The following is a 14,451-nucleotide window of genomic DNA, read 5'->3' as shown; positions in this document are numbered from 1 at the left end:
TCATACTAGAAATTTGATTCAACGAATAATAGATCAAATTTTAATCTTCTAATATATAGTATGATATGAAAATAATAAACTTAGGTGCCAGCTTATCCATTTTTCTATTCCTTTTTTGCATTGGCACCCACAATTGCCATGGCCAATTCCTTAAAAAATTAGGGCAACGGGCAGAAAATGCAGCAGAAGAAGCTGTTCTTAGAAAATCTGAACAAAAAGTTACGCGTGAAACTGAAAAAGCTATGGACACCATTTTAGATGGTAATAAAGGTACAAAGCAGAAAAAGAAGTCCAAGTCCCAGAAGACACAAAATGATACCGATGCCTCTGTTGAAGGCGATGATGGACAAACACAAAAAAAATCAGAATCCAATACCAATGTAACAAAACAAAATGAATTTGGGGTGTATAGTAATTTCACCTTTATACCAGGCAATAAGCTTTTGTTCTATGATGATTTTGCCCCTGACGCCTTGGGAGATTTTCCTGCAAATTGGGAAACGGGAGGCTCTGGAGAAGTTGTTAATACCAATGTTTCCGAAAGCAAATGGCTCTCCCTTATTAGAAGGTCGGGATACATGCCCAGCATGGAGGACAAACTGCCTGAAAACTATACCATAGAATTTGATTTATCCAATAATGGATACGGTTCCGGAAAGCCTATTAGTAAAATACACTTTGCGTTCTTAACCAAAAAGGCCTATTCCATGGGTGCCGGGGGCACTTTGGCAGAGATAGAAATCCTTCTCTCCCCAAATGGTTTTAATGTAAGAAGTGTATCTAATTTTGGGGGTGAAGTGGACGTAAAAATTGGAAACGAAATTGACAGGGAAATACCTGAATATCTAAACAATACGGTCCATATTTCCATTGCCGTGAACAAAAAAAGGCTACGCATGTGGGTGAACGAGGAAAAAATGGTGGATTCCCCCAATTTAATACAGGCCAATATTGGTAAATATTTTATAGTCCAGGCAATGGACGTATTACCAGAAAAAGGCCATTTTGTAGGCATTACCAACTTCAAAATTGCTGAGTCTACAGAAGACTTGCGATCCCTATTACTCAAAAATGGAAAATTCAGCACTACAGGAATCTATTTTGATACTGCCGCATCCACAGTAAAGAAGGAGTCTTACGGAATACTCTTGGACATCGCCAATATGCTTCGCGATAACAAGGATATCAACCTACAAATAATAGGACATACTGATAATCAAGGGGAAGAAAATTACAACCAGACACTATCCGAAAGTAGAGCTGCAGCTGTAAAGCAAATTCTAATTGAAGAGTTTGAAATAGGTGAAGCCCGATTGCAATTTATAGGCAAGGGTGAAACAGAAGCTGTAGATGACAATACCACAGAAAAAGGCAGGGCCAATAATAGAAGAGTAGAGTTTATAAAAATCAATTAAAATAATCCAATCCAAAAAATCATGAAAAAAACAATGAAAAGTCAAGTTAGAATAATGTTCATCGCCAGCAGCTTAGTAGTACTAATAGGTTTTGTTGGTTGCAGTAAAGATGATGGTATTGGACCTGCGGGCTGTACCAATTGGTCGGAAAAATACCTTTCCCAGGCCGAAGCGTATTCCAACGCCTCTATAGCCTATAGCAATGACCCAAGCGTTTCCAATTGTAATAAACTGAAAACGGAAGGTTTGAGCTACGTAAAAGCCCTTGAGGGAATATTAAACTGTGTCCCCACCGCTAACCTGTCAGGTTACAAAGCGGACATAAGTGACTTGAAAGCAGAGATCAACAACACTGCTTGTGACGAATAATTCTAAAAACTAAGAAGATGGAAACAACAGATAACAAAACAGTAGTGGCAAGCGAAGGCAAGAACATTGCCATTATATCCTATATCACCATCATTGGCCTTATTATAGCCTTTGTAATGAACAATGACAAAAAGGATGCCTTTGCTTCTTACCATATTAAACAATCCCTGGGCTTGGCCTGTACGGGTCTTGCCTTAGGAGCCATAGGAATGATTCCCATATTGGGATGGATCATAAATATCCTTGGCATTTTTGTTCTCCTCTATATGTGGATCATGGGATTAATCAACGCCTTTAATGGCAAAGAAAGTCCTGTACCCTTCTTAGGGGTGAAATTTATAGAATGGTTCAAGAATATATAAATGCATATCATGAAAAAATCAATAATGCCCTTTACAGTAGTGGGAATTCTATTCCTATTATCATTTTCTACACAAGCCCAAAGCAATGATTGGACCGGAAAATGGAACACAACACTTTTAGGAAACCCTTTAGGAGAGTTGAATATTACGAAGTCGGGAGATATTTATACGGGGACTTTTCCGAATGGAAAACTGGACGGCAAATATGAGAATGGCAATTTAACCGGCACCTATACAAGGACTTTAAATAGTTTTGACAGAACGGGGATGGGAAAAATGGGGCTATTTACATTCATTATGCATGCCGGGAAAAAATCATTTGAAGGCGAATATAAGCCTGAAGGTAAAGATGACTGGCAACCTGATAATTGGAACGGGACAAGACCTAGTTCTTTGTATGGAAATATAATTGAAGAACAAGCGGCAAAAGATATATTAGACAAAAGAGAACAGGTCTTAAAAGATTTTGCAAACAAAGATAAACCTGCCCCAATTAAACCTTGGACCGGAACATGGGAAACAGATGTATTGGGCAAACTAAAGATTAATCAAAAAAATATTGCCAATGTACTAGGAAAATACCGCTTTCAGGTAAACAACAAATTTACGAATGGAGACATCACAGGTAAAGTAACAGATAGTAATCGTAAAGAATTTGAAGGTCATTTTAAAGATAGTGAGGGTAAATCAGGGCAAATTAAAATTTCGTATTCCTATCTAGTCAACGCAACACCTGGTTATGATTTCTCAGGCGTTTTAATCTACGATTTTACACCTGAACAGAAAAAAATGAATATTCCCTTAACCAAAAAAGTAGTGTCCATAAAAGGTCATAGAGTATCCTCATTATTACCAAATATGGTTAATTATAACTGAAAATCCAGAAGCTATGCGCCTCCTATACCTATTTCCTTTATTGCTGGTTTTGTTTTCATGCAATGAAAGCAAAAAAGATAAGGCCAGCGCAATTAATGAAGTTTTGGAAGATTTCTCCAAAATGCCGGATTCTGTAATCCTAAAAGGCTTTGCCATTCTAGATACCATTCAACTAAAACCAATAGAGGAACTGGTAAAGGAACTTAGGCAAATCCCAGAACTACAAGAAATAGGTGTAGGCGACGAATTGTTAAGTTTTAGGCTTAAAAATGGCCCCATAATGTTGCATAAGCTCAAGGAATTTTCACCCCTAACAAAAGGAGGTACTGCAAGTATGGCAACACCACCAATCATGGCTCTGAACAATACCAATGCCGACGAAAACTCCGCCAATGTAGTAGGCGCACAACGGGGGGAAAATAGGCAAAATAAAAAAGCTATTGTATTGGCACCTTATGCATGGCAATTTGGGGTAGCTGATGATCCTTTAATTCCAATTAATAAGTTGCCCGAATATCGTAATTATAAAGGTAGGGTTAGCTATAAGGCCAATAAAACAGAAAATGATCAGCATATTTCGTTTGAAGATTACTTATCCTTTAACGATTATGACGTGGTGCATTTTAGCTCACATGCCCGTAAAACTTGTAAATTGGAAGAAGAAGATACTAAGCCTTCCAGTAATTGTCGTACATACATTGCATCAGGGATTAAATATGAAAAAAAAGATCGACAAGAATTAATTAATTTAATCAAGAGCAAAAACGTTAGGGGTATTTCATTGGAGTACGGCGAATTATATTTTATACCCAAGTTTTTTTCAGACGCATATTCTAAAGTTAAGAATAAGGTATTTGTATTTAGCGCATGTGAATTAGGCCAACAGGGCGACCTGCAAACCACTTTTAATAATATTTTGCAAAATGGACAACTCTTCTATTGGCAAAATATTACTCATCCTCTAGACGCCTATAAGGCCTTTCACAATTTGTACGATAGAATGCTTCAATATGGTGAATCTGCACCAACAGCATTTAAAAACATGCCAGATTCCCTAAAAAATAATATTCCATTTTTTAAATATTTGAAAGCGGGTGGCGATACCGAACAAATGTATAATTTCTTAAAAATGACCACTCATGGCAATGCCATGCACATTATAGAACCTATCAGTTTTATAGATGAAAAAACAAAAAAAGAACTACAAGAAGGCACTGTGTATCCTTTTGAGGGTATTTTGGAAGACGACGAACCCGAAGAGGCCAGTTTTACTTTAGAATTTTTGGGATACACCGTACAAGAAATGGAAGACAAAGGCATGACGTTCTCGTTAAATGTAGATGGCAATACGGTATTGGACCATATTTCCTTTGTTCCCGATACCGACCCTAACGATGATATAGAAGTAAAGGGGGGCAAAAATGAAAAAACCACCTTGGTCACCTTTAAAGGTGTAAATCTAAAGAAAGACCTTAAAAAAAATAGCTCTGTAAAACTGGAAGCCCTTTTTCATTTTAGCGAGGAAAATTACGGCTATCAAATGATCAATGTATCAACGGGCAGTTCGGATATGCGAATTGTCATGAAGGGGCCGGACGGGACCATCAATATGTTTTTTGATGCAGAGAACTACGCCCTTAAAATGACCCACCCTGCAGAAAACGCTACCCTTTATTCGGACGAGGAAGGATTTATTTACATGAATGTCCCAGGACAGGGCTGGATAAAAACCAAGATGGGCCAAATGGCCGCTATGATTGCCAATGTTGTACCAATGAATATGGATTTTCTGGCCTTGGAACCTACCAAAGGATCCGTAATGCATAAAATAGCGGCATTCGCTGGTGACATTACCATTGCCAAATTGGAAAATGAACCAAGGGCTAAAAAAATAAGTGGCGGTATTGGTTCTGAAAAAACAGTGTTCATTGCCGACGGGCGGGTTACCATAACATTTGACGACAAAAAAAGATTGGAATCGTTGGTGGAGCTACCTTCGAGCATACGCTATTATTATGAAGAACAAGAGATAACAATCCCCAATGCACAAATATTCTCAATGCCTTCATTTCAATAATTGATACCTAAAAAAATAATATACAACAGGCAGTACTGACACCCGTATTCACCCCAGAGCCGAAAGGTCTGCTGACTAAATGAAAGAGCAAAAAGAAATATTAAGAACCAATAAATACAAAATCATGCAAATGCAATTTATACTACTATTGGCGGTCTTACTTTTTTCAAGGAACATGAACGGGCAAATGAATTTTTCCAACCTTGACGCTAACGGGAGTTTTCCTAAAATCGAGATCAATACGGACAACACTACCCTATTCGCCAAAATAGGAGAAAACACCAAGCCTTGGTTACATTGGAACGAAGTACCTAAAAGCATTGAGAGTGGTAATGGCCGTTCTACATTTAAAATGACCGTTTACAACAACGACGGTATAGCCAATAGAACTTTCGAAATATCATATACCATTCCTTATGGCCAAAACAATGCCGACCCCTCGGCATATATTAAGGCAACATACATATACAGGGACAAAAGACCCAATAAAGTATTGGAAGAACATTTCAAATTAATACAATAATCAACTATGCCCATGAAAACCAATGTAATTTATTTATTGATCGCGCTATTTTTAGGCGCCTGCCAAGATGGCCCAAAAGCAGAAAACAAGGACGATTTAGGTCAACCCGCTACTTCTGTAGTAGAAATGGCCAAGGCTAAAGAGAATATAAAAGAACAAGAACCTAGCAACAAAGATGTTTGGAAAGCCTTAAAGAGCACCACACCATTAAGTAGCGAGCAACTTCTACCCTATTTGCCAAAAATGATAAATGGCCACAAAATGGCAAATCAATATGCCTACCCAGGGGGCGGGCAAATGGCTACCGGGGGCTATGGCCCCGCAGACAATCAGTACAACTTTTCCATTGAAGATGGTGCCGGGTCCAAGGCCATAGTAAAAAACTTTTTCAATAGCTATAAACTTAGACTACAAGGACCTGTAGAAACCGAATACATTTATTTGGAACGTGACGGTTACGAGACCATTGCCTTTTTACAGCCTAAAATCAGTAGGAACCAAATTTCTTTTATCTACAACAACAGGTTCAGGATAAGCTTGGAGGGTCCCGATAAAGCTATTGACCTTTGGTCCTATATCGACTTTGAAAACCTTAAAAAATTAGATTAATTAAATCGAACCAAAATAAAAATCATGAAAAACTTCAAGAATACATTAATTTATGCCTTTCCAATACTAGTAATCATATTATTAATTTCATGTAGTGGAGAAGATGGGGCTGTAGGACCATCAGGAGCTGATGGGCAAAATGGCGAAAATGGTATTGACGGTAATGCCAATGTTACTACGGTGTTACTAGAAAATACTTCCCTTATTATTGGTGATAATATATTTAATGTTAATGCTATTACCCAAGAAATTTTGGACTACGGAGCCGTACTAGTGTATTTTCGTATATCCAATAAGCCAGATCTATTCACTGATCCAAATTTTTGGTACTCATTGCCCTTCTTTCGGGATGATAATCGAATAAGTGTTTATAGCATAACGCAGAATGAGATTATAATAAACGCTAATTACATTGAGCAACATGATTTAGATATTAAATTGGTAATCATTGCTGGAAATAATACAGCTACTTCTAAAAATAGTAATAACGAAATCCTTGCTTCCCTAGAAAAAAACGGTATAGATGTAAACAACTACAACCAATTAGCAGAATTCTATAATCTAGAAGAGTAGTTGTTATGTATTGTTGTTAAAAATATTGTATTGGATGTAATTTGATGCTATTCTGAATTACAAAAAACCATTGCCTTGGCACGACTAATTATTGCAGAACGAATAAAATAAATCTTAAAATCATATAAAAATGAAAAATATACTAAAACTAATACCAATCATCTTGCTTTTGGCTTCATGTAAAGAAACCCCAAAAACCTCAGACCCATCAGCATCCAAGATTTTGGATGGGGCTATAAATGAAGTTATTGGAAATAATGACGATATCAATAAAAAATATGATAATCTACGCGAAGATTTAGGCACCAAAACACCTCTTACCAATGCCCAACTAATAGAGGCATTCCCAAAAAAATTGAGCAATCTAAGTTTAGATCCATCAGAACAGAACAAAATAGAACCTGAAATTACCGATACCCAACTTGTTTCCGGCAGCTTTGGAGATGATACTATTAGAATGGAAATTTTGGATGCCGCCGGGCAGAAGGCCGTTGGTGCCATAATACCCTTAAAAATGTTGCACCTCAACAAGATAACTTCAGAAAGCAACAATACCATAAGATATTCCAAAGTAGAGCGCAACGGAATTTTAACCTTTGGTACCGATCGGGATGCAGATACAAAAGCAGATTTTCAATCCGACCTTAGGTTTCTTTACGCCAATAGATTTTATGTAACCCTGGAAGGCAAGGGGATGGACACCGATGCACTTTGGAAAGCCATGGGCATTGATAATTTGGGTGGTTTTAAAAATTAAAATGAATAATACCTAAAGTTATGGAATACTTTGAATCCCTTAATCAGTTTCAAATAGCAGGCCTTGTTCTGCAATTGGTACTTCTGCCATTTTTATTTTTGGCCCTTCGCCGTTGGTGGTGGGCAAAACAATCCCTCCAATGGCCGAAAGTTAATGGAGTGGTTACGAAGGGACTCGATTTCCCCCTATCCAAAATAATCGATTTTCTATATACCTATGAACTCAATGGCGCCACCTATTCAGGAAAAGAGCCATTTTTTGCCAATTCCTTCAAGAAATTTTCACAAAAGAAAGCTTCAGGATTAATTGCCAAATATACTCTTGGAAAACAAGTAAATGTTTTCTACAATCCGTCAAACCCCAGGATATCCACCTTGGAACCAGGGAGAAAAGATGGCGTAATGGGTGCCTTGTTACTACTGTTCCTACTTTTTTTATTGGGAGCTGTGTCCTTCTACAACCCTTCTATAATAATAGAGATCATAGATTATTTTTCTAACCGGTAAAACACATTTATTATGAAAAAATCAGTTTTGTTTTTAGTAGCCTGTGCCTTTCAAGTTGGCATGGCCCAAACCAATCCCACAATGGAGGATTATCCGTTGAAAGCTATGGATCTAGTGTTGTTTTCCTTCGGCATGGACAACCCGCTTACCATAGGAACTATTTCCGATTCTGGTGAATTGAATTTTAAATTTCCAAAAGATCTAAATTCTATTTCTGATGAAACAAAAGCGAATTTTATGTCGGACACGGCCTTTACCCTATTTTCCAAATGTGATAATAGTTATGACATTCTATCAGAAGATAAAAATGGTAAAGCCGTCAATGCTGGGTACATTTCAATAAGCTCAAAGGATAATCCTTATGCGGGTCTGATCTTTTTGGTTACAGATGAAGCGTTGATCCCTTGGCTGGAAGATACCTATTCCAATAACGCCGTAACCGGATCCTATTTTGAACTGGTTTATATAGAATCGGATTTTAATTATCAAGGAGAATGCACTTCCACAGTATCCAATACAGAAAAGGACACTATTGAAACCTCTTACACCTACGATCTGCAGTTAAAGGCCGGATTTAATTTTATTGAATATAAAATTGAAAGTATACTTGAGCATGCTGTTCCCAGTATGTACGAAGAAGGTGCTTTTGACAACATAATGAAGCCTAGTAAAATAAAAGTTACTTCAACACAAACAGTTCCGCCAACAACAAAGTGGATCGGAAAATACTTTTAAGAAAGAAACCCTATGAAAACACGAAATCATATTTTGCCCATACTACTTTTGCTTATAGGGTTCCAGTCTTTCGCCCAAACACCTGAGCAACAGAAAATGATAGATAAGGCATTGAAAATGCGCGATAGCATCATGGAGATCCTTAACCTTGAAGACGTACAAAAGCAGGCAGATCAGCAGCAGAAACAAGTGGAACTGGACAAGAAAGCCAATACCAAAACAAGCCCCATCCCTACTGCCGCAAAAAGTGAAGATAAATATTGGAAAAATACCTTGGCCAGTGATAAGGATAAGAAATTGAAAAATTGGAACAAGGGAGCTGCAGATCTTGTCTTCAACTATGCATATGACTCCAGAAATGATAAAATAAATTATGTGAAAGTTGGGGCTATTAAGGTAGATGGGAGTATTGAATTGAATCCTACAGACAAAATTCCTGTGTTACAACCCTTGAACAACTTTAAAAACAGCAATAATTTTTTTGATATCCATAATCCGGATTCCTATCAATACAGTAATGAAAAAGCTGGCTTTAAGCTCAACCCTTATTTATTGGTGTACCAAGACGGGCAACAGATCGGGATCTTAACGATTGGTAATTCTGCAAAAGTAACCCTAAACCTATTAACCCCAGGCGATCTCTATTTTGGGGATGAGGGATATATCCTGTCTTGGGTATATGTAGATGAAGCCTGCGCCATAAAGGCCAATGAAAATTGGAGCGGGGATTTAAGCAATACCGGAACTCCAATAATGGTGGAAACCAATGTTGTTTATAACCTGGATTTTAATCCTGGTTGGAATATGGTAAAAACTGAAGTCATAGGTACCTACGAATTTCCAAATGCACCGGAAGAGGACAGATCCAGATATAAAAAGCATAAGCACACCACTATTGCTTCCGTACCAAATGATGCCACTTATTTCTTTAGATCTGCCGTACAATATTAAATTTTCTAATCACTATAGCATGAAAAATACCAAAATTAATATCCCAATGGCCATTACATTATTGTTTGTTTTGGCCTGTAACAATAAAGAAAACAAATCCAATACCAATCAAGTCGCCGTAGCCGATAAAGATAAAAAAGCAGAAACACCCTCCTCCATTGATTCCCCATGCGAACTTATTTCCTTGGAGGATATAAAAACCATGTTCGTTACAGCAGACTTCCCCATTGAAACGGAGGATAAGGTTCTGACGTATCCTACCTGTATTTATAAGTGGGAAGATGGGCAGGTGTTTAGTGTTAGGAAAATTGCCGATCAAGAACTTAAATTGACAATGCCAAGTGAAGTCTTAATTGTCATGGTAAAAGGGTGTACAGAAGACATGTACAAAAGGTCTACCAAGGTGTATAAACAACCTCAAGAAATTCCCAATTTAGGCGATATGGCCGTTTGGGACTCAAGAATGTCACAATTGTCCTTCCTTTCCCAAGGGTATATGTTCCATGTTCACGTTAAAGTATCTAACGAAGATCAGGAAAACATGAAAAAAGCCATTGAAGTTTCAAATTTAATAGCAACCAAACTGAAGTAATCTAAAATATCAAAATAGAAAACCGACCCGTAAAGACTTATGAAATCTATAATCTTTACGGGTAATCGTTTTACTTATTTTTCAAGGGAAAAAATAAATTTCGCCCCCTCTCCCAACGCTGATTCCACACTTATAGCTCCATCTAATTTTTCCACAATTTTTTTGACCGTTGCCAGGCCTATTCCATTTCCACGAACCCCAAATTTATCCTTTGCGGCCAATTTTTCGAAAATATTAAATATTTTATCCTGATGAATTTTTGCAATACCAGGTCCGTTGTCCTTTACGTAAAAGAGGAAATGGGTATCAGATTCCGATATCCCCAATTCAATTTCAACTATTTCCTTATCATGGTATTTAATGGCATTGGTAATCAAATTAATAAGTATTTGATGTAAGGCCGTTTTATGCACTTTTATATGTGTCAAGTCCGATTTTAAAACTAGTTTTAATTGGTGATCATAATTAAAAAGTCCCTCTAAATCGGTTTTCAACCTTTGTAGGTCTATATTGGATTTTCCCTCGCGTAATAGACTTTCGGACTTACTGTATTGTAGCAGACCATCAATTAACCCTATAAGATTACCGGAGGAGCCAATGATCATTTCCAACATTTCCAAACCATCAGCATCCAGAATGCCCTTATATTGTTCCCGGAAAAGTTGTGCCAAACTGGAGATATTTATCAAGGGCGTTTTAAGGTCATGGGCGGCAACTTGGGCAAAGCGTTCCAGGTCCTCATTTTTTTCCTCCAGTTCCATAATGGTCCTTTCCAATTGCTGCTTGTTTTTTCGGAGTTCCAGTAAATTTATCACCTGGTTGGAAAGGGCGGACAAAGAACCTATTTGACTTTGACTTAATAAATTGGGCTTATTGTCTATGACGCACAGGGTTCCCAACGGAAGTCCGGCCGCACTTACCAATGGCACGCCCGCATAGAAAATAACATGTGGGTCACCTGTAACCAATGGATTATCATGAAAACGCTCATCCTTTCTGGCGTCCTGTACTATAAACACATCGTTTGGAGTATTAATGGCATGGCCACAAAAGGCATACTCCTTAGGGGTTTCGGAGGCATCCAAACCGTAATGGGATTTAAACCACTGCCGCTTATCATCAATAAGACTAATAAGCGAAATTGGAGTTCCGCATATTTCTGCAGCAATCTTGGTTATATTGTCATAATCGGACTCCGGAAGGGTGTCCAGGATAGAATAGGATTTCAAATCCTTTATTCTTTCCTCTTCGTTTTCAGGGATTTTAGGTGCTTTCAGGGCTTTATAATTTTTAAGACTTGCCAGGTTTAGAATACCATTTTTTTGGTAATACCATCTAGCGTATATTTTACAGTAAAGGTAAGGGTTTTAAGATTGGCCATTAACTGCGCGTACTCCTTCCCATTGGTCCACAGTATGTCCAATTCACTGTCCGGGGAATCATTAATTGTTACCTTACCCTTAAATGCCTCTAAGGTATTTCTCAACTTCATCATTGCCAATTGACCGATCACAACATCTTTTTTTAGTCCATTTTCAACGTCCTGCAAAGACAAAGTTGTTCTGTTAATTTCCTTATGCCCCCCACTACCTCCTTTATCAGCAGCCTCATAATCGTTTTTTCCGGCAAAAATATCCAAATACCACACCTGTGGAATCCCTGGCATAAACAGTTGTATAGCTCTTGCCAATAACAGCTTCTGTTCATTTTCCCCCAAGGCACTAAAAAAGGTAGCGTTTACCTGATAATAGGAAATCTTTTTCCCTGATGGATCATACAAATTTTTGACCCTTCCTCCCCTTTCCATAATCTTGTTCATGATATCCTCAATCTCCTTATCCAACAACAAACCTTTGCTATAAACACCATTTACCTCCTTGCCCCTTAGATCCAAAACAGGTATCCCGTCATGGCATCCCAACATGTTTACGGTTTTGTAGCCTTTCCCTATTATTTCTTTGGCCCAAACCAACAGTGCCTTGTTGGTACCATTCTCCAGGGTGTGAATGGTGAGTCCCGGCAGGAAAAAATCGTAGATATAATAGCCTTCTGCGGCCACCTCATCATGTAGATGAAGTCCGTATTCTGCATGAATCTCCGGCAGCAACATTAAATCGTTCTTTTGCGCTATTTGCTTTATGCGATCCAGATACTCCCAAGTACCCGGCTTATTGAAAAAGTTGGATTGCCCCACCTCCTTATGCAGATAGGCGAAAGCATCCAACCTTAGAATTTTACAGCCAAAACCCTTTACTTTTTCCAAGGTTTCCTCATAAAAATCCCAAACCAAGGGAGATTTGGCGTTGACATCCATTTGCCCCAAATAGGAGCGATTTCGATTTACGATTTGCAGGATTTCACTTTTGAATTGGTTGCAGTCGCCAAAATCCAGGTTGCTAAAATCTTCACCTATTTCGATAGCCCTATTTACCTTGTCACAGATTGATGAACCCTGACCTCTTGATAACCCTTTTAAACTTACCAAATGGTCTGGAGTAATTACCCCATAATCAACATGCTGATAAAAGGTATTCCAATAGGGCCTTTCCGTTCCATCGGGGAAAAGCACTTTTAAAATGGGCAATCCGGATTTCCTCATAAAAAGTTTGGACAGGAACTCCTCCTTGGGAATTATCACTCCATCCTCCCCCATTTTCCCATTGCCTTCCCAGAACTCGTTCCAGTTGATGAAAAAGTCCTTGAATTTTGAGTCATCCCCATGTTTCAATAAATCTTTGAACTGAGGAGAGGCTACCGATAAATGGTTTAGAACAATATCAAACTTCAGCTTTATATTTAGCTTATCCAATGCCTTTAGATCATCTTCGGAAACCAATTCCTTATTTAAATCATAATCTATAATGGAAAACCCTCTATCCAAATCACTGTTAAAAAAAGTAGGCAATACATAGAACAAAGAGAACACATCTTTGAACTCTGGCATTTTTAACATCGTAATCAGGTCGTTCAGATTAGTTCCAATGCTATCTGGATAGGCATTGATCATGACACCTTTATCAATGGTTTTGCTGTTTGATTTGATTTCTGCGGACATTTACTTTTGCGAATTCAATACTAACCGTTCAGTTAATGGATTAAAATTTATAGTAGTTCGGATAATATATTGATGTTGTCCGGCAACCTACCCACGTTCTGCAGTTTTAGGGCTGCGAGTTGCAAGGCCACCTCCAAGCATTTTTCAATAGGCTTTTCTTTGATATAGGCGAACAAAAACCCTGACCAGAATGCGTCTCCGGCACCAGTGGCATCCATCACATTATCTACCTTTATAGCAGGCAATTGAATAATTTCTTTTCCTTTTTGCGATAATTTAACCCCAAGGCTGCCCAGGGTAAGACATACGGTTCCCACACCTGCCTCATGAAAGAAATTAAATATTTCATCATGCGACAATTTCTTCTCAAAAAGCCTTAACATATCGTCCTCGCTTATCTTTACCAAAGGATCGAACTTACAATACGCCTTTATCACTTCTAGCGCCCTTGCCTGACTGTCCCACAATTTTTTGGCATAATTTACATCTATGCTCAATTTACAGCCTAAATTGTATGCTTCCTCTGCCTTTTTTAAAATGGTGGTTTGGGCCGGATCTTTACTTAGGGCAAAACAGGTAGTATGAAATATGGTGGTGCTTTCAAGGACACCCTTGCTGATCTGGTTTTCGGTAATACGATAATCGGCTTCCCGAAAAGGAATAAAATCTGGAGTACTCTCGGTCCTTGAAACAAAAATAACACTGGTAGGCTTGCCCTCTACAGTCTTGATATATTTTGTATCGACCCCTACCTCTTTTAGTCGCTTAAAAACATAATCCCCAAAAGCATCGTTCCCCACCGTGGCTACCAAAACCGATTTCAGTCCCAATCTAGCGGAATTCATGGCCACATTGGTAGGAGATCCGCCCAAATATCTATGATAATCCCTTGTTTCGTTGATATTCACCCCTGTTTGGTGCCCAATAAAATCTACAAGTACTTCTCCAATACATAGAATGTCTATGCTTCCCATATTATCTTTCAATTTATTATTCTTGTAATACATTAGGCCTTAAACCCCAATGCTTGGTAAAATCAATCAATACTATT

At 38.1% G+C, this 14,451-nt stretch carries 16 protein-coding genes; 13 read left to right on the top strand and 3 right to left on the bottom strand.

What is annotated here, in order from left to right; all coding sequences use genetic code 11:
• Positions 1-65 precede the first annotated feature (65 nt).
• The 13 genes from KO529_RS04635 to KO529_RS04575 all read left to right on the top strand — a co-directional run bounded on the left by KO529_RS04635 (position 66) and on the right by KO529_RS04575 (position 10,345).
• On the top strand, positions 66-1,415 hold the full coding sequence (locus tag KO529_RS04635) for an OmpA family protein (protein WP_215946730.1): 1,350 nt from the start codon (positions 66-68) through the stop codon (positions 1,413-1,415).
• Positions 1,416-1,436: 21 nt separating this feature from the next.
• A complete protein-coding gene (locus KO529_RS04630) occupies positions 1,437-1,784 on the top strand; it encodes a hypothetical protein (protein ID WP_215946729.1) in 348 nt (115 codons plus the stop codon).
• Positions 1,785-1,801: 17 nt separating this feature from the next.
• A complete protein-coding gene (locus tag KO529_RS04625; protein WP_215946728.1) occupies positions 1,802-2,146 on the top strand; it encodes a DUF4870 domain-containing protein in 345 nt (114 codons plus the stop codon).
• A 9-nt stretch (positions 2,147-2,155) separates the two neighbouring features.
• Positions 2,156-3,022: a hypothetical protein gene (locus tag KO529_RS04620; protein WP_215946727.1), complete on the top strand. Its 867-nt coding sequence runs from the start codon at positions 2,156-2,158 to the stop codon at positions 3,020-3,022.
• A gap of 13 nt (positions 3,023-3,035) precedes the next feature.
• Entirely contained in the window at positions 3,036-5,099 is a 2,064-nt protein-coding gene (locus KO529_RS04615) for a hypothetical protein (RefSeq protein WP_215946726.1), read from the top strand.
• Between the two features lie 130 nt (positions 5,100-5,229).
• Complete coding sequence (locus KO529_RS04610; RefSeq protein ID WP_146613500.1) at positions 5,230-5,622, top strand: hypothetical protein; 393 nt, start codon at positions 5,230-5,232, stop codon at positions 5,620-5,622.
• A 12-nt stretch (positions 5,623-5,634) separates the two neighbouring features.
• Positions 5,635-6,231, top strand: a complete 597-nt coding sequence (locus tag KO529_RS04605; protein ID WP_215946725.1) for a hypothetical protein — start codon at positions 5,635-5,637, stop codon at positions 6,229-6,231.
• Positions 6,232-6,255: 24 nt separating this feature from the next.
• Positions 6,256-6,804 carry a hypothetical protein gene (locus KO529_RS04600; RefSeq protein ID WP_215946724.1) on the top strand — a complete coding sequence of 183 codons (549 nt, stop codon included), beginning with the start codon at positions 6,256-6,258 and terminating at the stop codon, positions 6,802-6,804.
• 130 nt (positions 6,805-6,934) lie between these two features.
• On the top strand, positions 6,935-7,561 hold the full coding sequence (locus KO529_RS04595) for a hypothetical protein (RefSeq protein ID WP_215946723.1): 627 nt from the start codon (positions 6,935-6,937) through the stop codon (positions 7,559-7,561).
• A 20-nt stretch (positions 7,562-7,581) separates the two neighbouring features.
• Entirely contained in the window at positions 7,582-8,067 is a 486-nt protein-coding gene (locus KO529_RS04590) for a DUF3592 domain-containing protein (protein WP_215946722.1), read from the top strand.
• Between the two features lie 12 nt (positions 8,068-8,079).
• Positions 8,080-8,802, top strand: a complete 723-nt coding sequence (locus tag KO529_RS04585; protein WP_215946721.1) for a hypothetical protein — start codon at positions 8,080-8,082, stop codon at positions 8,800-8,802.
• Positions 8,803-8,814: 12 nt separating this feature from the next.
• A complete protein-coding gene (locus tag KO529_RS04580; protein ID WP_215946720.1) occupies positions 8,815-9,753 on the top strand; it encodes a hypothetical protein in 939 nt (312 codons plus the stop codon).
• A 19-nt stretch (positions 9,754-9,772) separates the two neighbouring features.
• The gene (locus tag KO529_RS04575) at positions 9,773-10,345 is read left to right on the top strand and encodes a hypothetical protein (protein ID WP_215946719.1); all 573 of its coding nucleotides are present in this window, start codon (positions 9,773-9,775) and stop codon (positions 10,343-10,345) included.
• A gap of 74 nt (positions 10,346-10,419) precedes the next feature.
• Here the strand turns inward: KO529_RS04575 and KO529_RS04570 are convergent, their stop codons facing one another.
• The 3 genes from KO529_RS04570 to KO529_RS04560 all read right to left on the bottom strand — a co-directional run bounded on the left by KO529_RS04570 (position 10,420) and on the right by KO529_RS04560 (position 14,374).
• Complete coding sequence (locus KO529_RS04570) at positions 10,420-11,574, bottom strand: sensor histidine kinase (RefSeq protein WP_252734300.1); 1,155 nt, start codon at positions 11,572-11,574, stop codon at positions 10,420-10,422.
• 77 nt (positions 11,575-11,651) lie between these two features.
• Positions 11,652-13,400 carry a glycosidase gene (locus KO529_RS04565; protein WP_215946718.1) on the bottom strand — a complete coding sequence of 583 codons (1,749 nt, stop codon included), beginning with the start codon at positions 13,398-13,400 and terminating at the stop codon, positions 11,652-11,654.
• Between the two features lie 47 nt (positions 13,401-13,447).
• Positions 13,448-14,374, bottom strand: coding sequence for a carbohydrate kinase family protein (locus KO529_RS04560; RefSeq protein ID WP_215946717.1), 927 nt, complete (start codon positions 14,372-14,374; stop codon positions 13,448-13,450).
• Between the last annotated feature and the right edge of the window lie 77 nt (positions 14,375-14,451).

Source organism: Arenibacter algicola, assembly GCF_018860365.1.
Lineage (GTDB): Bacteria > Bacteroidota > Bacteroidia > Flavobacteriales > Flavobacteriaceae > Arenibacter > Arenibacter algicola_B.
This window is presented reverse-complemented; position numbering and strand designations above follow the sequence as displayed.

Bases quoted from the DNA above. Each gene is read 5' to 3' on its own strand.
- KO529_RS04610 (WP_146613500.1), top strand. From the start codon at position 5,230: ATGCAATTTATACTACTATTGGCGGTCTTACTTTTTTCAAGGAACATG.
- KO529_RS04635 (WP_215946730.1), top strand. From the start codon at position 66: ATGAAAATAATAAACTTAGGTGCCAGCTTATCCATTTTTCTATTCCTT.
- KO529_RS04625 (WP_215946728.1), top strand. From the start codon at position 1,802: ATGGAAACAACAGATAACAAAACAGTAGTGGCAAGCGAAGGCAAGAAC.
- KO529_RS04575 (WP_215946719.1), top strand. From the start codon at position 9,773: ATGAAAAATACCAAAATTAATATCCCAATGGCCATTACATTATTGTTT.
- KO529_RS04620 (WP_215946727.1), top strand. From the start codon at position 2,156: ATGAAAAAATCAATAATGCCCTTTACAGTAGTGGGAATTCTATTCCTA.
- KO529_RS04580 (WP_215946720.1), top strand. From the start codon at position 8,815: ATGAAAACACGAAATCATATTTTGCCCATACTACTTTTGCTTATAGGG.
- KO529_RS04605 (WP_215946725.1), top strand. From the start codon at position 5,635: ATGAAAACCAATGTAATTTATTTATTGATCGCGCTATTTTTAGGCGCC.
- KO529_RS04565 (WP_215946718.1), bottom strand. From the start codon at position 13,400: ATGTCCGCAGAAATCAAATCAAACAGCAAAACCATTGATAAAGGTGTC.
- KO529_RS04585 (WP_215946721.1), top strand. From the start codon at position 8,080: ATGAAAAAATCAGTTTTGTTTTTAGTAGCCTGTGCCTTTCAAGTTGGC.
- KO529_RS04590 (WP_215946722.1), top strand. From the start codon at position 7,582: ATGGAATACTTTGAATCCCTTAATCAGTTTCAAATAGCAGGCCTTGTT.
- KO529_RS04600 (WP_215946724.1), top strand. From the start codon at position 6,256: ATGAAAAACTTCAAGAATACATTAATTTATGCCTTTCCAATACTAGTA.
- KO529_RS04630 (WP_215946729.1), top strand. From the start codon at position 1,437: ATGAAAAAAACAATGAAAAGTCAAGTTAGAATAATGTTCATCGCCAGC.
- KO529_RS04615 (WP_215946726.1), top strand. From the start codon at position 3,036: ATGCGCCTCCTATACCTATTTCCTTTATTGCTGGTTTTGTTTTCATGC.
- KO529_RS04560 (WP_215946717.1), bottom strand. From the start codon at position 14,374: ATGGGAAGCATAGACATTCTATGTATTGGAGAAGTACTTGTAGATTTT.
- KO529_RS04595 (WP_215946723.1), top strand. From the start codon at position 6,935: ATGAAAAATATACTAAAACTAATACCAATCATCTTGCTTTTGGCTTCA.